A 23590-nucleotide genomic window follows, 5' to 3' on the forward strand; every position below is an offset into this window, starting at 1 on the left:
TTCAACGGAATATGAACGGCAGTGGTGAACCAACGGTTAAGCCGGCAGTCGAGCCTCGGACCGCCAAGATCACCGATCCTTAACGCCACGCATGTAGAGTGCCGGTGTCGCTCACTTCCGGTGTTCTACTATGCTTGAAGCTCTCATCTTCGTGGTTTTCCCGTTCTGCATGGTCTTTGCGGCGGTGTCCGACATATTGTCGATGACCATCGCCAACCGCGTCTCGCTGGTGCTGGTGGCGGGCTTCATGGTGATCGCGCCGCTGACCGGCATGGACTGGAACATGTTCGGTATGCATCTGGCCGCCGGCGCGCTGGTCTTGTGCGCGACTTTCGTCCTGTTCGCCATCGGCGGCATGGGCGGGGGCGACGCCAAGCTCATGGCCGCCACTGCCGTCTGGATGGGCTTCGACATGCTTCTGGTGGAATATCTGATCTATGCGTCGTTCGTCGGCGGCCTGCTGACCCTGGCGACCATGGCCTACCGCAAGTCGGTGCTGGCGGATTTCACGCGTCACAATATGTTCCTGCGCCACTTCGCCGATACCAGGGTGGGCATCCCCTACGGCGTGGCCCTCGGCTTTGCCGGCTTGATGATCTATCCCAAGACGGCGCTCGTCGCCTGGGCCCTGGCGCGCCTGGCAGCCTGATCCGTTCCATCGTTCAGATCCTTGAAGCGCCGCACCGCCTGTGCGGCGTTTCTTTTTTGCCGGACGGGAAGCGATAAACCTTGCGTTAAGCAAAATCGTAAGGGCGGCATTAACCATAATTTGAGGATTGCCGCTGCAATGTCCGACCCGGGTTGTGGTTTGCCAGGGGCTAGGGGTTGGACATATGCCTGCTTCCAGACTGATAATTCTGGGCGTTGCGGTCGCTGCTGCCGGCGGTGCGGGCTACGTCGCCAAGAACATGGCGGTGCCGCCGCCGCCCGAGGTCGTGGTGGCGCCGGGGCCGCAGGAACCGGCCATCAGGATGGTGGACGTGGCGGTGATGTCAGGCGATGTGCCGATCGGCGCCCCGCTCGGCTCCAACGTCACATGGGCTTCCTGGCCGGCCGACGCGGTCAACCAGCATTTCATCACACGCGAGAACGAGCCCGACGCGGTCGAGAAGCTCAAGGGCTCGGTCACGCGCATGGCCATGTACAGCGGCGAGCCGGTGCGGCGCGTCAAGCTGATCGACGAAGGCCAGAGCTTCATGTCCTCGATCCTGCCGTCCGGCCATCGCGCCGTGGCGACATCGATAGCCGCCGACACTTCGGCGGGCGGCTTCATCCTGCCCAACGACTATGTCGACGTCATCATGACGCGCCGCTCCGATACGGCCGGCGGTACGGGTTTCACCACCGAAACCATCTTGCAGAACATCCGCGTGCTCGCCATCGACCAGACCATCCAGGAGGATGAGGAAGGCAAGAAGACACGGGTCGGCCAGACGGCGACGCTGGAGCTGACGCCGCAGCAGGCCGAGATCATCACGGTTGCTCAGCAGATGGCCGACCGGCTGACGCTGGCCCTGCGCTCGATCAAGGACACGCAGGAAACCGGTCTGGACGAGGCCGACTATCTGGTCAGCGGTGCCGGCCGCCGGGGCACGGTACGGCTCATCAAGTCCGGCGAGATTTCCGAAGTGGGGGCAAGGAAATGAGGTCTTACGCAAAATTCCCTGCCGCCGTCGCCGCGGCCATGGTGCTGTTCGCTGTGGCCGGTCCGCCCGCAACGGTGCCGGCCGATGCCGCCAGCGGCGTGCGCGCCACGGCGGCCAACCAGCGCATCAAGCTCGGGCTCAACAAATCGGTGGTCGTCGACCTGCCGCGCGACGCCTATGACATTCTGGTGGCGAATCCCGGCGTGGCCGATGCGGTGACGCGCACCTCGCGGCGCATCTACCTGTTCGGCAAGTCGGTCGGCGAAACCAACATCTTCGTGTTCGGCCCCAACGGCGAGCAGATTGCCAGCTTCGACCTTTCCGTCGAGCGCGATGTGGCCGGCATCGAGGGCTATCTGAAGCGCTTCATCCCGAATTCCGACATCAAGGTCGAACTGGTCAACGACAATGTGGTGCTGACCGGCACCGTGGAGACCCCGCTGGACGCCAAGCGTGCCGTACAGCTCGCCAACGCCTTTGTTACCGGCGGCGAGGCCACGACCGGCCAGTATTCCCAGACCGCCGCCGGCGGTTCATCCAATTCGGGCGTCGATATCGACAATCCTGACAGTCAGCGCCAGCGCAGCGCCATCATCAACATGCTGCAGATCATGGGTGAGGATCAGGTCACCTTGAAGGTAACGGTGGCTGAGGTCAGCCGTAGCGTGATGAAGCAGCTTAATGTCGGCTTGCTGACGGAGGGTAACTCCAACGGCATTTCCTGGGGAGCGATCAGCGAGAACGCCATGGGGCTCGGGGGCATTCCTACCTCAAGTGTGGCTGGAACCTACCGGGCCGGAAGCACGCTGATCGACGGATATCTGAATGCGATGGAGCAGGCTGGCGTCATGAAAACGCTGGCGGAGCCGACCCTTACCGCGATTTCGGGTGAGGAGGCCACATTCCGGGTTGGCGGCGAGTTCAACATTCTCGAAGGCGTTTCCAGTGCGAGGAACGATGACAATCGGGATGGTGATACAGTTTTGCAATATCAGAAGATCGAGTACGGCATTGGGCTTGAGTTCAAACCCGTTGTTCTTTCCGCTGGCCGCATCAGTCTGAAGGTTAGGACTTCGGTTTCGGAGCCCACCAATGAAGCGTCCGGCCTAAGTGGCTCGCGGGGAATGACCGTCAACTCGCTCTCCATCCGCAAGCGCCTTGCCGACACCACGGTGGAGCTTCCCTCGGGCGGGTCAATGATGATCGCCGGCCTTGTGCGAGATGACGTTCGTCAGGCAGTGAACGGCTTGCCGGGCCTGTCGAAGCTCCCGGTTCTCGGCACGCTGTTCCGCAGCCGCGACTTCGTGCGCAACGAGAGCGAACTGGTCATCATCATTACGCCTTATCTGTCGAAGCCGGTGGCGCGGAACGAACTGGCCAAGCCGGACGACAATTTCAATGCCGCCAGCGATGGCGCCGCCATGTTCCTCGGCCGGGTCAATCGCGTCTACGGCACCATGAAAACCGACAAGCCCGCTGGTCGCTATCACGGCGTGGTCGGCTTCATCTACAAGTGAGCGGGGAAACGAGCATGTTCAGGGCAAGGGCAAATGGTGCGGTCTTGGCTGTGGCCGTCGCCGCGCTGCTGGCAGGATGCGCCAAGCGCGACAGCATCGTCGTGGGGTCCATCCCCGACGACTACCGCACCAATCATCCGATCGTGATTTCGGAAAAGGACAGGACGCTTGACCTGCCGGTGGCGGCGTCGGCGCAAGGCGTTTCGAAGGCGCAGCGCCAGGTGCTGGCCGGCTTTCTCGACGGCTATGACACCGGCGCCGCGCCTGTGCTGACCATCGTGGCGCCGTCCGGATCGGCCAACGAATATGCGGCCGGCAAGGTCGCGCGCGAATTCGCCCGGCTGGCCGCCGCCAATGGCGTCAGGCCCAACCGCATCGCGATGGCCCGCTATCAGGCTTCGCCGGATGAGCTGACCGCGCCGGTAAGGCTCGTCTACAGCTCGATACAGGCGCAGACGGGCAAATGCGGCCGCTGGCCCAAGGACGTTCTGGATACGGCCGACAACAAGCACTACGCCAATTTCGGCTGCTCCTACCAGAACAACCTCGCTGCCCAGATCGCCAATCCGGCCGATCTGATGGGGCCGCGCAAGCAGACCACGATCGATGCGGAAAATCGCAATGAGGTCATTGATATCTATCGGGAAGCCGGAAACGGCACGACCGCCGGTGAAGTGAACTATTGACGAAGATGGCCTGTCCGGGGGGCAAGCAGCATGACCAATCTAGCCTATGAACATGCCATGGATGCCGGCGCCGATCTCCACGATTCGGCGGCCATGCAGGCCGTGCGGCCGATCCCGCGCATTTCCATCCAGGCCTTCTGCGAAAGCGAGGGGGTGACGGCCCCCATCGAGCGTGCCGGCGAGGACCGCCGCATGGCGAAGGCGCACCTCAAGGTGCATATGGGCGGCATCCCGACGGCCATCGAGTTCTACCAGACCGCGCCGACGCCGAACCTGATCCTGCTGGAATCGCGCAGCGAGCCGAGGGAATTGCTCGACCAGCTTGCGCGGCTGGCCGAGCATTGCGACCCCAGCACCAAGGTGGTGGTCATCGGCCACTACAACGATGTCGGTCTCTATCGCGAGCTGATCCGCAACGGCATCTCCGAATATGTCGTCGCGCCGGTGTCCATGGCCGATGTCGTCGGCGTCATCGCCGCCATCTTCGTCGATCCCGAGGCCGAGCCGATCGGCCGGTCCATCGCCTTCGTCGGCGCCAAGGGAGGCACCGGTTCCTCCACCATCGCGCACAATGTCGGCTGGGCGGTCTCGTCGCTGTTCAAGTCGGAGGTCGTGGTGGCCGACCTCGACCTGGCTTTCGGCACGGCCAACATCAATTTCGACCAGGACCCCGCGCAGGGCATCGCCGAGGCGGTGTTCTCGCCCGAGCGCGTGGACGAGGTCTATCTCGACCGCCTGCTGGCGCAGTGCGCCGACAATCTGTCGCTGCTCGCCGCGCCCTCGACGCTGGAGCGCGTCTATGATTTCGAGGCCGATGCCTTCGCGCAGATCATCGACACGGCGCAACGCACCGCGCCGATCCTCATTCTCGACGTTCCGCATATCTGGAGCGGGTGGAGCAAGCACACGCTCATCCATGCCGACGAGGTGGTCATCACCGCGACGCCCGAACTCGCCAATCTGCGCAACACCAAGAACCTGATGGATATGCTCAAGCGCCTGCGGCCGAACGATCCGCCGCCGAAGCTGGTGCTCAACCAGACCGGCGTGCCGAAGCGGCCCGAAATCTCCGCACAGGATTTCGCCGAACCGCTCGATATCGAGCCGATGGCGGTCATTCCGTTCGAGCCGCAGCTTTTCGGCAACGCCGCCAACAACGGGCGCATGCTGGGCGAGATGGACGCCAAGAGCCCGATCGTGGCCACCATCAACGAGATCGCCCATGTGCTGACCGGGCGCGCCGAGATCAAGACCCGCAGGAAGCCGGGCCTCGGAACGATCCTCGGGAAGCTGCGCCGCGCAAAGTAAGCGCCCCTGCGGCGCGTGATAGGTGAACGATCATGTTCGGAAGAAGAGGCAACGACGACAGGGGCAAGCCGGCATTCTCGCGCCCGGCGCCTGCACCGGCCGCACCCGCAACGGCCTCGGGCGGCGCGGATGCGCCGGCGGTCATGGCCCGCCCAGCGGCATCGCCCGCGGCCCCGCCGCCGGCCCGCCGCCCGGTCGAGGCGCCGCCGCTGGCGTCCCAGCCCCCGCGCACGCAGCGCCAGCGCAGCGAAAGCTACTACGACACCAAGAGCCAGGTCTTCGCCGCCCTGATCGACACGATCGACCTGTCGCAGTTGGCCAAGCTGGAGCCCGATGCGGCGCGCGAGGAAATCCGCGATATCGTCAACGACATCATCGCGATCAAGAATTTCGCCATGTCGATCGCCGAGCAGGAGGAATTGCTCGAGGACATCTGCAACGACGTGCTCGGCTACGGCCCGCTGGAGCCGCTTCTGGCCCGCGACGACATCGCCGACATCATGGTGAACGGCTCCCGCAACGTCTATATCGAGGTCAACGGCAAGGTCGAGCAGACCGGCATCCGCTTCCGCGACAACCAGCAACTGCTCAACATCTGCCAGCGCATCGTCAGCCAGGTAGGCCGGCGCGTCGACGAATCCTCGCCGATCTGCGACGCCCGCCTTCCCGACGGCTCCCGCGTCAACGTCATCGCGCCGCCGCTCGCCATCGACGGCACGGCGCTGACCATCCGCAAGTTCAAGAAGGACAAGCTCACCCTCGACCAGCTCGTGCGCTTCGGCGCCATCTCGCCGGAGGGCGCCGAAATTCTCAAGATCATCGGCCGCGTGCGCTGCAACGTGGTGATTTCGGGCGGCACCGGTTCGGGCAAGACCACGCTGCTCAACTGCCTGACCAACTATGTCGACCGTGAGGAACGCGTCATCACCTGCGAGGACTCGGCCGAATTGCAGCTCCAGCAGCCGCATGTGGTGCGCCTAGAAACCCGCCCGCCGAACCTGGAAGGCGAGGGCGAGGTGACCATGCGCGACCTCGTCAAGAACTGCCTGCGCATGCGCCCCGAGCGTATCATCGTGGGCGAGGTGCGCGGCCCCGAGGTCTTCGACCTCCTGCAGGCCATGAACACCGGCCATGACGGCTCCATGGGCACCATCCACTCCAACAGCCCGCGCGAATGCCTCAACCGTATGGAATCGATGATCGCCATGGGCGGCTATTCGCTGCCGCAGCGCACCGTGCGCGAGATCATCGTCGGTTCGGTGGACGTCATCATCCAGGCCGCGCGCCTGCGCGATGGCTCGCGCCGCATCACCCACATCACCGAGGTGATCGGCATGGAAGGCGATGTCATCATCACCCAGGACCTCGTCGTCTACAACATCAAGGGCGAGGACAGCAGCGGCAGGTTGCTCGGCGAGCATGTCTCCACCGGCATCGGCCGCCCGCATTTCTGGGACCGCGCCCGCTATTATGGCGAGGAGCAGCGGCTGGCCAATGCTCTAGAAGCCATGGAGAAGCGCGCCGATTGAGCCGGTGAGCGTGGAGTGCAACCGCGATGTTTGGAATTGACAGCACCGTTCTGATGTTCATCGCGCTGGCCGGCGTCAGCGCCGGCGCTGTCGCCTATGCGTTCCTGTTCAACCGCATCAGCGAGGAAAAGAACGTCGGCAAGCGCCTGCAGACCATCAAGGCGGCCGAGACCGACCGCGGTGTGGTCAAGGCGTCGCGCGACCGCATGGCCGAGGCGGCCAAGCGGCGCAAGTCGGTGCAGGAATCGCTGAAGGAACTGGACGAGAAGCAGAAGCTCCAGGAGCGCAACGTCAAGAAGCCGCCGCTGAAGGTGCAGATCCGCCAGGCCGGCATGGACGTGACCATGGAGCGCTTCTACCTTTATTCGGCCGTCAGCGGCCTGGGGCTGACGCTGGTCGCCTTCGTCATCGGCCTGCCGACCATCATCCTGCCGGGCGTCCTGATCGCCGGGGCTCTGGGCCTGCCGCGCTGGTTCGTCTCCTTCCGGCGCGCGCGCCGCATCAAGGCCTTCCTGAACGAGTTCCCCAATGCGCTCGACATCATCGTGCGTGCGGTGAAGTCGGGCCTGCCGCTGAACGACGGCGTGCGCCTGATCGCCACCGAGGCGCCGGAGCCGGTGCGCGGCGAGTTCCGCCGCATCGTCGATTCGCAGCAGATGGGCCTGTCGATCCCCGAGGCGACCATGCGCATGCCCGAAACCATGCCGTGCTCGGAAGCGGCCTTCTTCGGCATCGTCATCCAGATCCAGTCCCAGGCCGGCGGCAACCTGTCGGAAGCGCTGGGCAACCTGTCGCGCGTGCTGCGCGACCGCAAGAAGATGAAGGCCAAGGTCTCGGCGCTGTCGATGGAAGCGCGGGCCTCCGCCGTCATCATCGGTTCGCTGCCGTTCATCATCGCCTTCCTGGTGTATCTCACCAGCCCGACCTACATCATTCCGCTGTTCACCACCTCGACCGGCCATCTCATCCTCGGCATATCCGGGGTGTGGATGTCGATCGGTATCCTGGTGATGCGCAAGATGATGAATTTCGAAGTCTAGAGCATGATCCCGAAATGGGGGAACCGGTTTCGGAAAGACCATGCTCTGACAGATAGATGGAGCCAGATGACGTTCGGGAAAACGTCATCGAACTCTTCCGCGCCGGGATCGCCCGCCGGAGCCGTTGATTGGAGCATGCCGTGTCCGACCAAGCCATCAAGACCCTGACCGATCCGGCATTCCTGACGGCCATTCTGGTTGGCATCGCCGTCTTCGCCACCATGATGACGCTGCTGCCGGCCTTCGGCGGCAACCAGCTCAAGAGCCGCATGAAGGCGGTGGCGCTGGAGCGCGACGAACTGCGCGCCAGGCAGCGCGCCCGCCTTGCCGCCGAGGCGGAGCAGCGCAGCCGCGGCCTGCGCGAGCAGCAATCCATCGGCATGCGCAATATCGTCGAGAAGCTCGACCTGCGCCGCCTCCTGGCCGATGAGAACACGGTCCGCCACCTCAAGACGGCCGGTTTTCGCGGCCAGAACCCGCTGACCAAATTCCTCTTCTTCCGCCTCGTCCTGCCGTTCGTCGGCCTCGCCTTCGCGGTGCTCTACATCTTCGGCCTCGGCGTGATGGAGGACAAGCCGCTGATGATCCGCATCTTCGCCTGCATCGGCGCGGCCTATGCGGGCTTCTATGCACCGGTCATCTACGTCACCAACCGGGCCACCAAGCGCAAGGAATCGATCAAGCGCGCCTGGCCGGATGCGCTGGACCTGATGCTGATCTGCGTCGAATCGGGCATGTCGATCGAGGCGGCGATGCGCAAGGTGGCCGAGGAGATCGGCACGCAGTCGGTCGAACTGGCCGAGGAGTTCGTGCTGACCACGGCCGAGCTGTCCTATCTGCAGGAGCGGCGGCAGGCTTACGAGAACCTGGCCGAGCGCACCGGGCTCGAGCCGGTCAAGTCGGTCACGCAGGCGCTGATCCAGGCCGAGCGCTACGGCACGCCGGTGGCCCATGCGCTGCGCGTGCTGGCCAGCGAAAGCCGCGACGCGCGCATGACGGAGGCCGAGAAGAAGGCGGCCGCCCTGCCGCCAAAGCTTACCGTGCCGATGATCCTGTTCTTCCTGCCGGTCCTGTTCGCCATCATCCTCGGGCCGGCCGGCATCCAGCTCAGCCAGAACGGCGGCTTCTTCGGCGACAAGCCGACCAGTTCCACCAGCGCCAGCAGTGAATGACAGGTGGGAAGGAGGGGGCCGCGAGCGCCCCCTTTCCGCTTACATGTGATCGCGCGGGATGCGGGCGCTGCGTTCGCGTTCGAACACGCCGCGCCCGTCATGGAACGCTTCCATGCGCTCGGAAACGATCCATTCCGTTTCGGTGCAGGAAAGCTTCATGGTGCTGCGCGTCCTGGCCTCCCAGCCTTCGCGCGCGGTGATGCATATGGACATGATCTCGGCGGTCATCGACAGCGGGTCGCCCGGCGAGATCGACCAGACCTGCTCGACGATGTCGCGCGCGCCGAGCCCGTTGCCGGGGTGCCGGTTCAGGCCGGTGTCTTCGCTCACGCGATAGCGGGTGACCCCGTTTTCCAGATCGCGCTCGACCGTCCGGGCCGAGGAACCTTTCTCCAGCGTCTCGTAACGCGGCAGGGGATCGGGATTGGCCGGCTCCGGCACGTCGATCCGGCGGTGGTCGCCGAGCAGAGGCAGGGCCAGTTCGACCGAGGAAAGGTCGATGTCGAGCGTCGCGTCATAGGGAGGCGGCAGCATGGTCGGCCAATAGGCGCTGGACAGCGACAGGCGGATGCGGTGGCCCGGCGCGAAGCGGTAGCCGCAGGCGTCGAGCACCAGTTCCACATCGACCGGCGCGCCCGGCTTCAGGACCTGCGGTTCGGCATTGCTGTTGCGGTGGGCGAGGTTGAGCACGCCATAGCAGACGCGGGTGGCCGTGCCGTCCGGGTGCACGTCCACCAGCCGTGCGGCCAGATTGGCGAGCGGCGCGTCGCTGGTCAGGCGCAGCTTCAGGACGGGCTGGCCGAGGATGACGCATTCCTCGCCGAGCGCCTCGCTGTCGAAGGTGAGCGAGCCGGCGTCGTCGAGGCGCTGGTCGCCGGCCATTTCCGAATCCGGCTTGAGAGTGAAGAACTCGCCCGCGGCGATGCCGGTGTCCAGCGGGGAACGCAGCGCGGCCGTGCCGGAAGCGGTGGCGCGGGGGCTGCCTTCCAGGCGGCCCGATGCGCCGAGGGCCAGCGTGATGGCTTCCGGCTCCTGCCACGCATCCTTGGCGATCCAGTAGCCCGGATCGGCCTCGCGCCAGCGCGCGGGGCGGGGGCCGTCGAGAATATAGGCGCGCACCTGCGGCACCTGCTCGGCGCCGTTTTCTTCGCCGCACAGCCAGCGCCGCCACCAGGCGATCGCCTCGGCGTGGAAGTCGGCGCGCGGCTTGGGATAGGCGAAATGCGGATATTTGTGCACCCACGGGCCGACCAGCGCCTTGGCCTTGTCCGGCATGCCGGCCACAGCCTTGAGCGGCGTATTGCGGTAGCCGTCCGCCCAGCCGGCGATCACCAGCGCGGGAACAGGAAACCCGTCGAAATCCTCGCAGATCGAGCCGTGCTCCCAGAAGGCGTCGCGGCGCTGATGGGCCAGCCATTCCTCCATGAAGAACGGCTCCTGCTCCAGCCGCTCCAGCCACATGTCGCGCCAACGTTCGCCGGCGATCTCCGGGTCGGGAGAGCGCGACTGGTAGGCGCTCATCGTCGCCGCCCAGGAAAACTGCGCCGACAGGTGCGTGCCGTTCTTGTAGTGGATGTCGTCATTGTAGCGGTCGACGGTCGAGGCGATGGAAATCACCGCCTTGAGCGCCGGCGGCTTCAGCGCCGCCACCTGCAGGCAATTGAAGCCGCCCCAGGAAATGCCCATCATGCCGACGCTGCCGTTGGACCATGGCTGCGCGGTGATCCATTCGATCACCTCGACTGCGTCGGAAAGCTCGCGCGGCGTGTATTCGCCGTCGATCACGCCTTCGGATTCGCCGCTGCCGCGGATATCGACGCGGACCCCCGCGATGCCCGCCGCGGCGAACACCGGATAGGTCGATTCATCGCGCGGCGCGGTGCCGTTGCGCTTGCGATAGGGCAGGAACTCCAGCACGGCCGGCACCGTCGCGCCGGGGCCCGCATCGTCCGGCATCCAGATGCGCGCCGCCAGGCGCGTGCCGTCCTTCAGGGGGATCCATTCGTTCTCGATGACGTGGAAGGTCTTGCTGGTCATGGGTCTCGTCGCAAAAATTCAAGGGCACGGCAGGAATTGCCCGCCGTGCGAGGCTGGAAAGGGCAGGGCGGCTCAGGTCAGGCTTCGAGCCAGACCCGGCTGGCGATGCGGCCGTTGGAAATGTCGTTGCCGATGTCGTGGACGAAGCCTTTCAGCTTCTTGGTGGAGGCGTTCACATAGTCGTTGAACACCGGCAGGATCAGCCCGCCCTCGTTGTGGATCATCAGCGCCATGTCGCGATAGAGCGCGCGCCGCTTGGTTTCGTCCAGCTCGGCGCGGGCGCGCACCGCCATCTCGTCGAAGTCGGGCCGCTTGAAACGCGTGTCGTTCCACTCCGCATTGGAGACGTATGAGGTGGAATAGCGCGAATCCTGCGTCGGACGCCCGCCCCAGTAGGAGGCGCAGAAGGGCTGCACGTTCCACACTTCCGACCAGTAGCCGTCGCTCGGCTCGCGCCGCACGTCGATCTGGATGCCGGCCTTGGAGGCGCTTTGCTGGAAGAGCTGCGCCGCATCGACCGCGCCGGGGAAGGCGGCCTCGGAGGTGCGCAGCAGGATCGGCCCGTCATGGCCGGACTTCTTGAAATGGAACGCCGCCTTTTCGGGGTCGTAGACGCGCTGTTCGATATCGGTGGGCGCCAGCGCGTAGTTGGCGTTGACGGGATAGTCGTTGCCGATGGTGCCGAAGCCGCCGACCACCTGCTTGAGGATCGCCTCGCGGTCGACCGCATATTTCAGCGCCAGGCGCAGGTCGTTGTTGTCGAAGGGTGCGGTGTCGCAATGCATCAGGAACGAATAGAAGCCCTTGCCGGAGCTTTGCAGGATCTCGACGGTCGGTGCCCGCGACAGCAGCGGCACCACCTTCGGCTCGACAACATTGATGAAATCGACCTGGCCGGCGCTCAGCGCGCTGATGCGGGCGGTCGAATCGTTCATGACGGTGATCTCGACGCTGTCGACGAAGCCGCGGTCGTCGCGCCAGTCATTGGTGTTGCGCTCGAAGGTGGCGCGGATACCCGGCTCGAACGCGACCAGTTTGTAGGGGCCGGTGCCGATCGCCGCATTGGGGTTGCCGGCGCCGCCCTCGGGCTGGATCTGGAGGTGGTAGTCGGTCAGCACCAGCGGCAGGTCGGCATTGCCTTCCTCCAGCACAATGACCAGATCGCCGCCGCGATCCTCGATCTGCTTGATTCCGGACAGAAGCCCCAGCGCGCCGGATTGGGAGCTCTCGTCGGCATGGCGGCGCAGCGTGGCCACGGCATCGGCGACCGTCATCGGCTTGCCGTCATGGAAGGAAACGCCCTGCCTGATCTTGAAGGTCCATTCCTTGGCATCGGGGGACGGCGACCAGGATTCGGCCAGCGACGGCAGCGCCTCGCCCGTCTCGGGATGGGACTCGATCAGCGTGTCGCCCCAGCAATGGGCCATCACAAACAGCACGCTGGCCGATGCCAGCGCCGGGTCGAGCGTGTCGGCGGAAGCGCCGCCCGCCAGTCCCATCCGCAGCGTGCCGCCGCGCACCGGCTCCTGCGCGCGGGCCGGGGCAGCGATCAGCGTGCCGGCGGTGGCCGAAAGGCCGAGGAGCGCGCTGCCTTGCAGGAAGCCGCGGCGGGAAACATTGAAGCTGCTGCGAAACTCGGACATCGGAAGCCCCTCGGTGCCATTGTTGTAGGCAGGAATAATGGACCCCGGCCCTACGTACGCAATTTCGCTGCTTGACGCGCTTTTAAGCAGGTTTACGCTGTTTGGATGCGCAAATTCCGTGAACATTTTGGTGAGAACCTGAGGCTGGCCTGCAGCACGCGGCATTCGATCTCCGAACTGTGCCGCGCGGTGGGCATAAACCGGCAGCAGTTCAACCGCTACATCAATGGCGGCACGCTGCCGTCCGCCCACAATCGGCTGCGGATCGCGACCGTCTTCGGCCTCGACCCGGCCGATTTCGACCTGCCCGCCGGCGCGTTCCGGCGCAGGCTGGAGGAGAAGCGCCGGCCCGCCTTGGCGGAAGGGCCGCTGGCCGATGCCTTCCCGGGCAACTTGCAGGCCCTTCGCCCCTATCTGGGCTTTTACCAGACCTGGCATGTGTCGCTGTCCTGGCCCGACCTCATCGTCTGTTCCTGCGCGCATCTGCGCGAACGGGACGGACAAATCCGCGTCACCTCGCTGGAGCGGATCGAGGATGCGCAGAGCGGCATCCGCCAGCGCTCGCGCTATGTCGGGCTGGCGGCCTTCCAGCGCCAGCGCATCTTTCTGACCGAGACGACACGCGGGCAGGCGCCCACGTTCGGACAGACGATCCTGATGCCCTTCGAAATCCACCAGCGCCAGTATCTGCGCGGCCTGACGATGGGCGTCTCATGGCGCAACGACAACCTGCCCTATGCCACGCGCACCGTCTGGCGCTTTCGCGGCCCGCACACGGACAGGCGCGCGCTCATCGGCAATTGCGGCACCTACGCCCTCAATTCGGCCAGCCTGCCGTCGGTGGTGGTGTCGTTCCTGACGCAGGCCGAACCTGTCTCCCTGCGGGTCTGACAGGCAAAAGGCGCCCGATCCGGACGCCTTGAGGTCCGTGCTCAGTTGGTGGCGGACTTCTTGCCGTCCTGCGCCTTGAGCTGGCTCCACGCGTTCTGCTGCGCCAGCATGGAGCGCAGATAGGCGACGTTGGCGCGCGCCTGGTCCGGCGAAAGCTCCTGCGAGGCGATGCGCTCGGCCTCGTCGAAACGGCCCTGCAGGCCGACGACCAGCGCGAGGTTCTGCCGCACGCGGCTGTCGGCACCCGGCTGCCGGGCGGCCGAGGCGAGGAAGGTCTCCGCCGTCTTCAGGTCCCCTTCGAGCACATAGGACATGCCCATGTTGGACAGCACCGAGGGCTCGTCCGGCTTCAGGTCGAGGGCCCGGCGATAGAGCTGGCGGGCCTCGTCCTTCTGGCCGATCTGGTCGAGGATGGCGCCTTCGGCCGACATCAGCCGCCAGTCGGGATATTCGGGCGTCTGGGCGCGGCGCACGGCGTCGAGGGCAGGTTCGAGCTGGCCGTTGGCGGCAAGCGCCTTGCCATAGGCGGCCAGTACCTGCCGGTCCTTCGGATGGGAGATGGCGAGCTTGCGCATGACGGCCAGCGACTGCTCGGCATTGCCGTCCATCTGCAACACGGTGGCGAACTTGATCGCGGTGGCCTTGTCGTCCGGATTGGCGGCATAGGCCTTGCCGAGCCGCGCCGAGGCGCTGCGCAACTGGCCGGTCGACATGGTTGCGATGGCCCCGTCGCCGGAGCGGCCGATCGAGCCGGTCTTCATCTTGTCGGTGCCGCAGCCCGAGACGCTGGCCATCAGCACGACGGCAAGTGCCGCCGTGGCCAGGCGGCGTCCGGTTGCGGCGTGAATGCGCCGTTGCTGCATGAGAGCCCCCATCTGCTGGCGCGGCCGTTTCAGGCGGCCGATCCTCATGCGCAGCAATAGTCCGTTAACCCTAATGCTTGGTTAATTCGCGCACCGCACGCGCTGAAAGCGTCAGGAAATCGGGCGTCGTTTGAGGCAAGAAAAGCGCCGGCGAGGCCCGCCGGCGCCGATCCGGAAGATCAGTTCAGTTCTTCCAGAAGCTCGTCATAGGTCTTGCAGGCACCTGCGAGATCGGTCGGGGCCTGCGACTGCGCCGCCGACAGTTTCTGTCCCACGTCCATGGCCTTTTGCGGGTCCGTGGCGGCAAGCGCCTGCATCTTGGTGGACAGTTCCATCGCCTTTGACTGCGCCTCTTCCGCGGTGCAGGCGAATGCCGGCGTGGCGGCCATCATGATCGACAGGGCAAGAAGGTAGGTTTTCATGGTTTTCCTCGTATTCAACCAGTCTTTACTCAGACGCCGCCGTGTTTAGCAGCCCGGAACCTTCTTCAGCATGACTGGCCCATCACTTCTTGTGGCGCAGTGAAACGCGTGTTGATTCCCTCTATATTTCAATATATTAGCGGAAACTCACTAAGCCGCCCGTTCGCGTTCGGCAACGGCTTCGGGGCTCGCCATGTAAGGGCGCGCCGATGCCCAGGCGCTGAGGTCGGCGCCGCTCGGATTCTGGAAGACCGCCAGCCCGAATTCGGGCAGGATTGCGAACAGATGGTCGAAGATGTCGGCCTGTATGCCTTCATAGGAGGCCCACACCGTCGTGCCGGTGAAGCAGTAGATCTCGATCGGCAGGCCCTCGGGGCCGGGCGGCAACTGCCGCACCATGATGGTCATGGCCTTGTGCACGCCGGGGTGGTTGCGCAGGTAGGTTTCGACATAGGCGCGGAAGGTGCCGATATTGGTCACCCGGCGGGTGTTGGCCGCCACCTTGGCGCGCTCGCCGAGCTTGCCGTTCCATTCGCTGATCTCGGCCTGCTTGTGCTTCAGATAGGTTTCCAGATGTCCGAAGGATTCGAGCCTGGCCAGTTCCTCGGGCGTCAGGAAACGGATGCTGGTCTGGTCGAGACAGAGCGCCCGCTTGATGCGTCGCCCGCCCGATTCCTGCATGCCGCGCCAGTTCTTGAACGATTCGGTGACCAGTTTGCGGATCGGGATCGTGGTGATGGTCTTGTCGAAATTGCGCACCTGCACCGTATGCAGGGCGATCTCGATGACGTCGCCGTCGGCGTTGAGGCTCGGCATCTCGATCCAGTCGCCGACCCGCACCATGCCGGTCGACGAGATCTGGATGCCGGCGACCAGGGACAGCAGCGTGTCCTGGAAGACCAGGATGAGGACGGCGGCCATGGCGCCGAGGCCGGAAAGCAGGATCAGCGGCGAGCGGTCGATGAGCGTGGCGATCATCAGCAGCGCGGCGACGACGTAGACCGCGATCTTGACGACCTGGATATAGCCCTTGATCGGCTTCATCCGGGCGTCCGGCCGGCGGTGGTAGAGCGTGTCAACGATGTTGAAGACGGCGCTGATCGCCATCGCCACCATCAGGATCATGAAGGCGTTGGCGACGTTCATGACCACCGTGGCCAGCACCTCGGGCAGGCCCGGGACCAGCCCGATCCCGCCGGCGATCACCATGGCCGGCATCACATTGGCCAGCCGCTCGATGACGCCGTGGCGGCGCAGCTCCTCGTCCCGCCCGAAGGGCGTCCTGTCGACGATGTGGTTGAGAATCCGCAGAAGAACCGACTTCACGACGAAGTTGGCGAACAGCGCCGCCAGTATGAGCGCGCCCAGCGCAACCAATGTCTGGAGCCATGGGTAGGACTGGAAAAATTCCTGGATTGAGACCGTCACTGTCTCGCTTGCCTCATCTTTACGGGGATTGAGCCGGGTGGGGTTTGATGTGGCCGCAACATAGCGTTGCGGCTGTCGTTATTTAAACCCCCTACGGCAATGTTTACCCCGGATGACCGAATTGTTACCGGCGAGGGATCAAAACCAAACGGACAGGGGCATCGGCCGCCCCTGTCCGCCCGCAAGTCTGGCCATGGCTCATGACAAGACGGTGATGCGGCCTTTCATGTTGGGATGGAAGCGGCAGTAATATTCGACGCTGTCGCTTTGTTCGGCCACTTTCGTCGCCGTCTTGCCGGGCGGGATCATCACCTCCCATCTGCCCTTGACGGTCGCGGTGTGGGCGAATGGGTCCCTGTTCGTCCATTCGATCGTCTGGCCGGCCTTCACCTCGATCTCGGCGGGGATGAAGACCAGCTTTTCGATGGCGACATGGACGGTGCCAGCCTCCGCGCGGGCGAGGCGGCTGCCGGCCAGAACCGCGCTCCCCAGCGCAAGGAAACACCGCCGGTCGAGGAGCATGGCCATCACTTCAGTTCCGCCGCGACATGCTCGGCATGTTGCTGGTGGCCCTGGAACAGCTTCAGCCCGGTTTCCAGAAGCCCCTTCAGTTCGGCATTCTGGGCGGACGGGATCAGCAGCGTCTCCAGCGCCGCGTTGACCTGCTTGTGATAGGCGACCTCGTTGTCGATATAGGCCTTGTCGAAGGCGGCGCCGTCGAGCTTGGCAAGCTCGGCCCGCTTTTCCTCCGCCGCCTTGGCCAGCGCCTGGCTGGTGGCGTTGTCCTCGGGCGTGACGTTCAGCTTCTTGACCAGCGCCAGCGCCTGCTCGTTCACCGCCTCATGGTCCTTCTGCATGGATTGCGCGAACTCGGTGACGGCCTTGGTCTCGGTCTTGGTGAGCGCCAGCTTGGCCGCCTCGATGTCGATGAGGCCGGCGCTGTAGGCGATATGGGCGATCTGCGGGTCGGTCGGCTTGTCCTGTGCGTTCGCCAGAGGTGCGGCCAGCAGGAGGCATGCCGCGCCAAGCGCGGCGATCAGATGCGATCTCATGAATATCTCCTTCGCGGCGGCATGATCCGCCGCTTTCCGGGCATTTACGCAGCATTCGATGCTGTCGCCCCGGAAATGTTCCCGCTATTTCAGGAGATCGAGCCTTGCGAGCACCGCTTCGGTCAGCCGCTCGCAGCGCGTGCCGGCAAAGGGGAAGGCATCGACCAGGATCGGCCCGACCTGCGCTTCCAGCCGGTCCTTGACCAGCTTGCGGGCGCGGTGGAGCCGTGTCCTGACCGTGGCCGGCCGCAGGCCGAGCAGGGTCGCGGTCTCCTCGACGCTCAGCCCTTCGATGACCCTTGCCACGAACACGATGCGGAAGGCGTGGGGAAGGTCGTCGGTTGCCTGCTCGACGAGGTGGAGAAGCTGCCGCTGTGCCATGGTGCGTTCCGGGTCGTCGCCAGAAATGGCGGTGGGAAAGGGGATGATTTGCGATTGTCCCGTCGCGACATCGGCAGGGGCGGCACGCTTGAGGCGCTTTTGGGAACGCAGGCGCGCGAAGGCCTCGTTCAGCGTGATGCGCGACAGCCATGTGGCGAGCGAGGAATCGCCGCGAAAGCTGTCCAGGCTGGTGAAGGCACGCAGATAGGCCTCCTGAAGCACGTCCTCGGCATCCGCATTGGAGCCGACCACGGCCCGCGCGAGACGATAGAGCCGCTGGTTGTGGCGCTTGATGATCTGGCGGATGGCGTCGGCATCGCGCCGCGCGGCGCGCCGCACGAGATCGGCTTCCGGCTGCGGCTGAAGTCGGGACAAAGCTGGCGAAGCTGGCATCGGATTGCTCCTTCTGGAACTATATCCGATGGCGTCCGATCCGAAAGGTTCCCGTTTCGGATTGCAATATGCCGCCCTCTATCGACAATGACTGCCGGCCAACGCTGTCCGAGTCGCCGCCTTCTGGAGATGTTCATGCCTGTCGAACTTGCCGCCCCCGATCTTGCCGGAGCCCTTGCCGTCCATCTCGTTGCGAAGGACGGGCTCGAAAGCGCCGGCTTGTCGCCGCAGGCGGTGGCCTGGGCGAAGGCCAACGGCTTCAACGGCGAGGCCGGCAAGATGCTGGTGCTGCCCGGCGAGGGCGGCAGGATCGGCGGGGCGCTGTTCGGCCTCGGCAACGGATCCGGCGGCGCGCTGGCGCTGGGCAGCCTTGCCCGATCGCTGCCGGCGGGCGACTGGCGGTTGGACGGCAAGCTGGACAAGCCGGAAGTGGCGGCGCTGGCCCTTGCGCTCGGCGGCTATGTCTTCACACGCTACGGCAAGAAGCCGGGCCGGGCGCTCCGGCTCGCGCTGCCGGAAGGGGCGGATGCCGAACGTCTGGAGCGCCTTGCCGAAGGCGTGTTCCTGGCCCGCGATCTGGTCAACACGCCGACCAACGACATGGGCCCCGACGCGCTGGAACAGGCGGTGCGGGAACTGGCCGAAAGGCATGGCGCGAAGGTTTCCGTGACGGCCGGCGACGACCTTCTCACCGCCAATTTCCCGATGATCCATGCGGTGGGCCGCGCCGCGGCGCAGGCGCCGCGCCTTATCGATCTGCGCTGGGGGCCGGAAGACGCGCCAAAGGTGACGCTGGTCGGCAAGGGCGTGTGCTTCGACACCGGCGGGCTCGACATCAAGCCGGCTTCCGGCATGCTGTTGATGAAGAAGGATATGGGCGGGGCCGCCAATGTGCTGGGCCTTGCCTCGATGATCATGGCGGCCGGTCTCAGGCTGCGGCTGCGCGTGCTGATCCCGGCTGTCGAGAACGCCATTGCCGGCAATGCCTTCCGGCCGGGCGACGTGCTGCAAAGCCGCAAGGGCATCACGGTGGAGATCGGCAACACCGATGCCGAGGGGCGTCTGGTGCTTGGCGATGCGCTGGCGCTGGCCGACGAGGAGAAGCCGGACCTGCTGATCGACATGGCGACGCTGACGGGCGCGGCGCGCGTGGCGCTCGGCCCCGACCTGCCGCCCTTCTACACCGACGACGAGGCGCTGGCCGCCGAGATCGCTGCCGCATCCGCCGAGGTCGAGGACCCACTGTGGCGCATGCCGTTGTGGCGGCCCTACGACGCCAGGCTGGCCTCCAAGGTGGCCGACATGAACAACGTCACCACGGACGGCTTCGCCGGCTCGATCACCGCCGCTCTGTTCCTCAGGCGCTTCGTGGAGGACGCAGCCTCGTGGGTGCATTTCGATATCTTCGCCTGGAACCCGGCTGAACGGCCGCACGGGCCGGTGGGCGGGGAGGCCCAGGGAATCCGCGCGCTGGAGCGGGTGATTTCAAAACGCTTCGGGTAGTTTATTCACGGCGGGGTCGATTATTCGGCACGCTCCAACGTTCCGGCATGGATTCCCGACACTTTGCGCTCCCTTCGGTCGCTTCAAGGCCGTGAATGACGGAAAACCCACCTCCGTCATTCCCGGCCTCGGCATGAGCGAAGCGAATGGAGAGTATCGGGAATCCATGCCGGAACCTTGCCAAGCCCGGCAGAACCCCGCCCAAACTGAAACGGAACCGAAACGATTTTGATCCAGATTGGGGCATGGCGGTTTCCATGCGTCCGATACAGGCCTTGCGTCTGTGGCAACAGGTGTGCCTGCATGAGGTGCGCGATGACGCGCCGGACCTGACCATGCGCCAGATGGCGATCCTGTTCACCATCTATCTCGAACCGCCGCCGCACACGGTGCGTGGGTTGGCCACCAGGCTCAATGTCACCAAGCCGGTCATCACCCGCGCGCTCGACACCATGGGGGCGATGAAGCTCGTATCGCGCCATCGCGACGAGAAGGACCGCCGCAACGTGCTCATCCGGCGCACGGTGGAAGGCGCGCTCTATGTCGAGCGCTTCGGCGATGCTATTGTCGCCAAGGCACTCGACCTCCCGATCTGAAGGCACCCGACCTTGACCATCCGCGACCGCCGCCTGCACGCTTTCCGCCCCGACCTTGCCGATGCGCGGCTTGAAGGCGAGGTGGAGGCGGAACGCTTCGTTTCGGGCCGGCCGGCCCGAATATCGGCTCCCTTGGCGGATGTGCTGACGGCGCCGCGCGCGGATGCCGGCGTCAACACCCAGTTCCTGTATGGCGACGACGTGCTGGTCTACGACGCCGCCGACGGCTGGGCCTGGGTGCAGGCCGAGCGCGACGGTTATGTCGGCTATGTGCGCGAGGCCGAGCTTGGCGCGCGCGGTACGCAACCGACGCATCTGGTGTCGGTGCCGCGCACCTTCCTCTATCCGGGTCCCGACCTGCGTTTTCCACGCGCCGGGGCGCTGTCGCTCGGCTCGGCGGTCACTGTGGTCGGCGCGGCCGAAACGCGCGGCACGCCCTATGCGCTGCTGGCGGACGGCAAGGCCGTGATCGCCCGCCATCTGGTGCCGGTGGAAGAGCGCGCGCCGGATTATGTGGCGGTGGCGGAAACGCTGATCGGCACGCCCTATCTGTGGGGCGGCGCATCGGGCTTCGGCATCGATTGCTCCGGCCTCGTCCAACTCGCCATGCGCATGGCCGGCCGCGACGTGCTGCGCGATTCCGACATGCAGGCGGCGGGCCTCGGCGAACCGCTCGATCCGGGCGCGGATTATGCGGGCCTCAAGCGCGGCGACCTCGTGTTCTGGAAGGGACATGTCGCGATCATGACCGACCGGGACGGCATGATCCATGCCAACGGCCACACCATGACGGTGGCGCGCGAAGGCCTGCGCGAAGCCATCGACCGCATCGGCTATCTCTACGGCACTCCGACCGGCTTTCGCCGGCCGTAGCGGTGGTCAGGAATTGCCGCGCCGCAGGTGCTCGTCCAGCCGGGGCATGATCTCCACGAAATTGCAGGGCATGTGCCGGTAGTCGAGCTGCGCCTTCAGGATGCCGTCCCAGGCGTCGCGGCAGGCGCCGGGCGAGCCGGGCAGCACGAAGACATAGGTGGCGTTGACGACGCCGCCGGTGGCGCGGCTCTGGATCGCCGAGGTGCCGATCTTGTCGTAGGAGATGCGGTGGAACAGCGCCGAGAAGCCGTCCATGCGCTTCTCGAAGATCGGCTCCAGCGCTTCCGGCGTTACGTCGCGCCCGGTGAAGCCGGTGCCGCCGGTGGTGATGACCACGTCGATGCCGTCATCCTTCGACCAGCCGAGCACCTTGTCGCGGATCTTGTCCTGGTCGTCGGTCACGATGTCGCGCGCCGCCAATATATGGCCCGCTTCCGCGATGCGGTCGGCCAGCGTCTGGCCGGAGCGGTCCTCGGCGAGGCTGCGGCTGTCCGATACGGTCAGCACAGCGATGCGCACGGGGATAAAGGCGCGTTCCGTTGCCATGGGTCTATCCTGTCGTCGAGGTGGCGGCGACGAACCAGCCCGGCCGGTCGCGCCTGATGATGTCGGCCGCCGCCCGGGCGGCGCTGTCGCTGGCATAGAGGCCGAAGCAGGTCGCGCCCGAGCCCGACATGCGGGTAAAGGCCGCCCCGCTGGCCGCAAGGGCGGCGAGGCTTTCGGCGATCGCCGGGGCGATCGACAGCGCCGGCGGTTCCAGATCGTTGCGGCTGGCGGCGAGCCAGCCAAGCAGCGCCTCGAAATCGGCCTTGCCGGGCAGGGCCTGCAAGGGTGGATTCTCGCGACTGGCGAGCCCGGAGAACACCTGCGGCGTCGACACCTCCACGCCCGGATTGACCAGAACCACGGCAAGCCTCGGCAGGCCGGAAACGGGCTCGATGCGCTCGCCGGCGCCGCGCGCCAGCAACGGCCGCGCGGCAAGGCACATGGGCACATCGGCACCGAGCGCCGGGGCGACGGCATCGAGAAAGCCGGTGTCCGCCAGCCGCCAGTGGCGCGCGAGTGCCCGCAGCGCCGCCGCCGCGTCGCTCGATCCGCCGCCGATGCCGGAAGCGATGGGCAGGTTCTTTTCAAGCCGTATGGATACGGGCCGCAGGTCCGCACCGCAGGCCCGCCGCAGCGCCTCGCGGGCGCGGACGACCAGATTGCCCTCATCGACGGGCAGTTGGCCTCCATAGGACCCGTGAATGGAGAAATGGTCCCGTGCCGCCGGCTCGACCGTCAGGCGGTCGCCATATTCGGTGAAGACGGCAAGGGTTTCCAGCTCATGATAGCCGTCCGGCCGCCGGCCGACGACATGCAAGGCGAGGTTGATCTTGGCCGGCGCGGCCTCGGCAAACGTGCCGACAGCCTCCGGCGGGGCATCCAGGGCGGTGTCCACGGATGGCAATCAGTCCTTGACGACGCGGTATTCGCCCGTCTTCGGGTCCTTCACCAAAGTGCCGTTCGCGCCCGTTTTCTGTTGCTGCTCGGCGCGGCGGATCTTGGCCGTCACCCGCTCGGCTTCGCGGACGAAGGCGCGGTAGCCGACATAGGCGATGATACCCACGGCAACGAAGAAAATGATCTGCGGCATCTCGGTTCTCCCGCGGCGCGATGCCGAAAGGCATCCGGCCGATCATAGCTCATGGTAGCGCGTGCGCGTGTCTTTTCAAAGGCCGAAGCGCGACCACAGGGCGCGCTCCTGTGCCGCATCGATCAGGCCGTCGGCCGCGGCGGCCGCGATCTCGGAGGGCATGGAGCCGGTCCGCGACCCGAACGGCCCGATCCGCGACAACAGCCCGCGCTGGGCGCTGATCAGCTTGAGGCGGGTCTTGGCGCCATAGCGCTGCTTGAGCACCGAGCGCATGTCGCCCAGCGCGTCGACGAGGCCGAGTTCCAGCCCCTTGCCTCCGGTCCAGAACAGGCCGGTGAACAGATCCGGATCGTCGGCCAGCCTGCCGCCGCGCCTTTCCTTGACCATGTCGATGAAGGTGTCGTGGATCTCGAGTTGCAGGCTCTTCAGCCGTTCCACGTCTTCCTTCTTCTCCGGCCTGAACGGATCGAGCACCGACTTGTTCTTGCCGGCGGTGTGGACGCGGCGCTCGACGCCGATCTTCTTCAACAGCTCCGGAAAGCCGAAAGAAGCGGAGACCACGCCGATCGAGCCGACGATGGAGGAAGGGTCGGCGATGATCTCGTCGCCGGCCAGCGCGATCATGTAGCCGCCCGAGGCCGCCACATCCTCCACGAACACCAGAACCTTGCGGTTCTTCTCGGCCGCCAGGTCGCGGATGCGCTTGAAGATCAGGCGTGACTGCACCGGCGAGCCGCCCGGCGAATTGATCGAGATGGCGACGGCCGGCGCATCGAACGCGAAGGCCTTCTCGATCAGCCCGGCCGTGGTGGCCAGCGACAGGGCGGGGCGCAGGGGCGAGCCGCCGGCCATGATGGTGCCATGCAGGCGCAGGACCGGGATGGTGACGACATTGGTGCGCAACGCTTTCGGCAGCAGGCGGTTGAAAAGTCTCTTCAAGGCAGGTGTCTCCGGCAATATGCGGGGCATGTAGG

At 65.6% G+C, this 23590-nt stretch carries 24 protein-coding genes; 12 read left to right on the forward strand and 12 right to left on the reverse strand.

Annotated elements, in window-relative coordinates:
• Positions 1 to 130: 130 nt before the first annotated feature.
• From ACVCNR_RS13955 to ACVCNR_RS13990, 8 genes are all read left to right on the forward strand, one after another.
• Positions 131 to 649, forward strand: a complete 519-nt coding sequence (locus ACVCNR_RS13955) for an A24 family peptidase (protein ID WP_447075194.1) — start codon at positions 131 to 133, stop codon at positions 647 to 649.
• Positions 650 to 833: 184 nt separating this feature from the next.
• Complete coding sequence (gene cpaB, locus ACVCNR_RS13960; RefSeq protein WP_354196556.1) at positions 834 to 1646, forward strand: Flp pilus assembly protein CpaB; 813 nt, start codon at positions 834 to 836, stop codon at positions 1644 to 1646.
• Positions 1643 to 3163 carry a type II and III secretion system protein family protein gene (locus ACVCNR_RS13965; protein ID WP_447075195.1) on the forward strand — a complete coding sequence of 507 codons (1521 nt, stop codon included), beginning with the start codon at positions 1643 to 1645 and terminating at the stop codon, positions 3161 to 3163. The genes cpaB and ACVCNR_RS13965 overlap by 4 nt, the downstream gene beginning before the upstream one ends.
• Before the next feature lie 14 nt (positions 3164 to 3177).
• Entirely contained in the window at positions 3178 to 3849 is a 672-nt protein-coding gene (locus ACVCNR_RS13970; protein ID WP_447075196.1) for a CpaD family pilus assembly protein, read from the forward strand.
• A gap of 30 nt (positions 3850 to 3879) precedes the next feature.
• Positions 3880 to 5157: a CpaE/TadZ family protein gene (locus ACVCNR_RS13975; protein ID WP_447075197.1), complete on the forward strand. Its 1278-nt coding sequence runs from the start codon at positions 3880 to 3882 to the stop codon at positions 5155 to 5157.
• A 32-nt stretch (positions 5158 to 5189) separates the two neighbouring features.
• Positions 5190 to 6686, forward strand: coding sequence for a TadA family conjugal transfer-associated ATPase (locus ACVCNR_RS13980; RefSeq protein ID WP_354196564.1), 1497 nt, complete (start codon positions 5190 to 5192; stop codon positions 6684 to 6686).
• Positions 6687 to 6712: 26 nt separating this feature from the next.
• Positions 6713 to 7726: a type II secretion system F family protein gene (locus ACVCNR_RS13985; RefSeq protein ID WP_447075198.1), complete on the forward strand. Its 1014-nt coding sequence runs from the start codon at positions 6713 to 6715 to the stop codon at positions 7724 to 7726.
• Between the two features lie 140 nt (positions 7727 to 7866).
• Complete coding sequence (locus ACVCNR_RS13990) at positions 7867 to 8898, forward strand: type II secretion system F family protein (RefSeq protein ID WP_354196568.1); 1032 nt, start codon at positions 7867 to 7869, stop codon at positions 8896 to 8898.
• Between the two features lie 39 nt (positions 8899 to 8937).
• On the opposite strand, the gene ACVCNR_RS13995 is transcribed toward ACVCNR_RS13990, so the two are convergent.
• A complete protein-coding gene (locus ACVCNR_RS13995) occupies positions 8938 to 10935 on the reverse strand; it encodes a CocE/NonD family hydrolase (RefSeq protein WP_447075199.1) in 1998 nt (665 codons plus the stop codon).
• Positions 10936 to 11012: 77 nt separating this feature from the next.
• The gene (locus tag ACVCNR_RS14000; RefSeq protein WP_447075200.1) at positions 11013 to 12578 is read right to left on the reverse strand and encodes an ABC transporter substrate-binding protein; all 1566 of its coding nucleotides are present in this window, start codon (positions 12576 to 12578) and stop codon (positions 11013 to 11015) included.
• Positions 12579 to 12683: 105 nt separating this feature from the next.
• Here ACVCNR_RS14000 and ACVCNR_RS14005 point away from each other — a divergent pair, with 105 nt between their 5' ends.
• Positions 12684 to 13469 (forward strand): helix-turn-helix domain-containing protein, encoded by a 786-nt coding sequence (locus tag ACVCNR_RS14005; protein ID WP_447075201.1) that lies wholly within the window; start codon positions 12684 to 12686, stop codon positions 13467 to 13469.
• A gap of 41 nt (positions 13470 to 13510) precedes the next feature.
• Here ACVCNR_RS14005 and ACVCNR_RS14010 read toward each other — a convergent pair whose 3' ends face one another.
• The 6 genes from ACVCNR_RS14010 to ACVCNR_RS14035 all read right to left on the reverse strand — a co-directional run bounded on the left by ACVCNR_RS14010 (position 13511) and on the right by ACVCNR_RS14035 (position 18008).
• Complete coding sequence (locus ACVCNR_RS14010; RefSeq protein WP_447075703.1) at positions 13511 to 14332, reverse strand: tetratricopeptide repeat protein; 822 nt, start codon at positions 14330 to 14332, stop codon at positions 13511 to 13513.
• A gap of 179 nt (positions 14333 to 14511) precedes the next feature.
• Entirely contained in the window at positions 14512 to 14754 is a 243-nt protein-coding gene (locus ACVCNR_RS14015; RefSeq protein WP_447075202.1) for a hypothetical protein, read from the reverse strand.
• A gap of 150 nt (positions 14755 to 14904) precedes the next feature.
• Positions 14905 to 16170 (reverse strand): mechanosensitive ion channel family protein, encoded by a 1266-nt coding sequence (locus tag ACVCNR_RS14020; RefSeq protein ID WP_447075704.1) that lies wholly within the window; start codon positions 16168 to 16170, stop codon positions 14905 to 14907.
• A 210-nt stretch (positions 16171 to 16380) separates the two neighbouring features.
• On the reverse strand, positions 16381 to 16704 hold the full coding sequence (locus tag ACVCNR_RS14025; protein ID WP_435521574.1) for a cupredoxin domain-containing protein: 324 nt from the start codon (positions 16702 to 16704) through the stop codon (positions 16381 to 16383).
• A 5-nt stretch (positions 16705 to 16709) separates the two neighbouring features.
• Complete coding sequence (locus ACVCNR_RS14030; RefSeq protein WP_354196580.1) at positions 16710 to 17234, reverse strand: DUF4142 domain-containing protein; 525 nt, start codon at positions 17232 to 17234, stop codon at positions 16710 to 16712.
• Positions 17235 to 17318: 84 nt separating this feature from the next.
• A complete protein-coding gene (locus ACVCNR_RS14035; RefSeq protein WP_354196582.1) occupies positions 17319 to 18008 on the reverse strand; it encodes an RNA polymerase sigma factor in 690 nt (229 codons plus the stop codon).
• A gap of 135 nt (positions 18009 to 18143) precedes the next feature.
• Between ACVCNR_RS14035 and ACVCNR_RS14040 the strand changes: the two genes are divergently transcribed.
• From ACVCNR_RS14040 to ACVCNR_RS14050, 3 genes are all read left to right on the forward strand, one after another.
• Positions 18144 to 19511, forward strand: coding sequence for a leucyl aminopeptidase family protein (locus ACVCNR_RS14040; protein WP_354196584.1), 1368 nt, complete (start codon positions 18144 to 18146; stop codon positions 19509 to 19511).
• A gap of 245 nt (positions 19512 to 19756) precedes the next feature.
• The gene (locus tag ACVCNR_RS14045; RefSeq protein ID WP_354196586.1) at positions 19757 to 20107 is read left to right on the forward strand and encodes a MarR family transcriptional regulator; all 351 of its coding nucleotides are present in this window, start codon (positions 19757 to 19759) and stop codon (positions 20105 to 20107) included.
• A 12-nt stretch (positions 20108 to 20119) separates the two neighbouring features.
• Complete coding sequence (locus ACVCNR_RS14050) at positions 20120 to 20980, forward strand: C40 family peptidase (RefSeq protein ID WP_447075203.1); 861 nt, start codon at positions 20120 to 20122, stop codon at positions 20978 to 20980.
• 6 nt (positions 20981 to 20986) lie between these two features.
• On the opposite strand, the gene moaB is transcribed toward ACVCNR_RS14050, so the two are convergent.
• The 4 genes from moaB to ACVCNR_RS14070 form a co-directional block, all read right to left on the reverse strand.
• Positions 20987 to 21526, reverse strand: coding sequence for a molybdenum cofactor biosynthesis protein B (gene moaB / locus ACVCNR_RS14055; RefSeq protein WP_354196591.1), 540 nt, complete (start codon positions 21524 to 21526; stop codon positions 20987 to 20989).
• Between the two features lie 4 nt (positions 21527 to 21530).
• The gene (locus ACVCNR_RS14060) at positions 21531 to 22421 is read right to left on the reverse strand and encodes a 4-(cytidine 5'-diphospho)-2-C-methyl-D-erythritol kinase (RefSeq protein ID WP_447075204.1); all 891 of its coding nucleotides are present in this window, start codon (positions 22419 to 22421) and stop codon (positions 21531 to 21533) included.
• A gap of 9 nt (positions 22422 to 22430) precedes the next feature.
• Entirely contained in the window at positions 22431 to 22616 is a 186-nt protein-coding gene (locus tag ACVCNR_RS14065; RefSeq protein ID WP_354196595.1) for a hypothetical protein, read from the reverse strand.
• 75 nt (positions 22617 to 22691) lie between these two features.
• Positions 22692 to 23555 (reverse strand): S49 family peptidase, encoded by an 864-nt coding sequence (locus tag ACVCNR_RS14070; RefSeq protein ID WP_354196597.1) that lies wholly within the window; start codon positions 23553 to 23555, stop codon positions 22692 to 22694.
• Between the last annotated feature and the right edge of the window lie 35 nt (positions 23556 to 23590).

The organism is Aquamicrobium terrae (genome assembly GCF_052978165.1).

Coding starts and splice junctions, on each gene's coding strand:
- ACVCNR_RS13955 (WP_447075194.1), top strand. CDS start 131: ATGCTTGAAGCTCTCATCTTCGTGGTTTTCCCGTTCTGCATGGTCTTT.
- cpaB (WP_354196556.1), top strand. CDS start 834: ATGCCTGCTTCCAGACTGATAATTCTGGGCGTTGCGGTCGCTGCTGCC.
- ACVCNR_RS13965 (WP_447075195.1), top strand. CDS start 1,643: ATGAGGTCTTACGCAAAATTCCCTGCCGCCGTCGCCGCGGCCATGGTG.
- ACVCNR_RS13970 (WP_447075196.1), top strand. CDS start 3,178: ATGTTCAGGGCAAGGGCAAATGGTGCGGTCTTGGCTGTGGCCGTCGCC.
- ACVCNR_RS13975 (WP_447075197.1), top strand. CDS start 3,880: ATGACCAATCTAGCCTATGAACATGCCATGGATGCCGGCGCCGATCTC.
- ACVCNR_RS13980 (WP_354196564.1), top strand. CDS start 5,190: ATGTTCGGAAGAAGAGGCAACGACGACAGGGGCAAGCCGGCATTCTCG.
- ACVCNR_RS13985 (WP_447075198.1), top strand. CDS start 6,713: ATGTTTGGAATTGACAGCACCGTTCTGATGTTCATCGCGCTGGCCGGC.
- ACVCNR_RS13995 (WP_447075199.1), bottom strand. CDS start 10,935: ATGACCAGCAAGACCTTCCACGTCATCGAGAACGAATGGATCCCCCTG.
- ACVCNR_RS14000 (WP_447075200.1), bottom strand. CDS start 12,578: ATGTCCGAGTTTCGCAGCAGCTTCAATGTTTCCCGCCGCGGCTTCCTG.
- ACVCNR_RS14005 (WP_447075201.1), top strand. CDS start 12,684: ATGCGCAAATTCCGTGAACATTTTGGTGAGAACCTGAGGCTGGCCTGC.
- ACVCNR_RS14010 (WP_447075703.1), bottom strand. CDS start 14,332: ATGCAGCAACGGCGCATTCACGCCGCAACCGGACGCCGCCTGGCCACG.
- ACVCNR_RS14015 (WP_447075202.1), bottom strand. CDS start 14,754: ATGAAAACCTACCTTCTTGCCCTGTCGATCATGATGGCCGCCACGCCG.
- ACVCNR_RS14025 (WP_435521574.1), bottom strand. CDS start 16,704: ATGCTCCTCGACCGGCGGTGTTTCCTTGCGCTGGGGAGCGCGGTTCTG.
- ACVCNR_RS14030 (WP_354196580.1), bottom strand. CDS start 17,234: ATGAGATCGCATCTGATCGCCGCGCTTGGCGCGGCATGCCTCCTGCTG.
- ACVCNR_RS14035 (WP_354196582.1), bottom strand. CDS start 18,008: ATGCCAGCTTCGCCAGCTTTGTCCCGACTTCAGCCGCAGCCGGAAGCC.
- ACVCNR_RS14040 (WP_354196584.1), top strand. CDS start 18,144: ATGCCTGTCGAACTTGCCGCCCCCGATCTTGCCGGAGCCCTTGCCGTC.
- ACVCNR_RS14045 (WP_354196586.1), top strand. CDS start 19,757: ATGGCGGTTTCCATGCGTCCGATACAGGCCTTGCGTCTGTGGCAACAG.
- moaB (WP_354196591.1), bottom strand. CDS start 21,526: ATGGCAACGGAACGCGCCTTTATCCCCGTGCGCATCGCTGTGCTGACC.
- ACVCNR_RS14065 (WP_354196595.1), bottom strand. CDS start 22,616: ATGCCGCAGATCATTTTCTTCGTTGCCGTGGGTATCATCGCCTATGTC.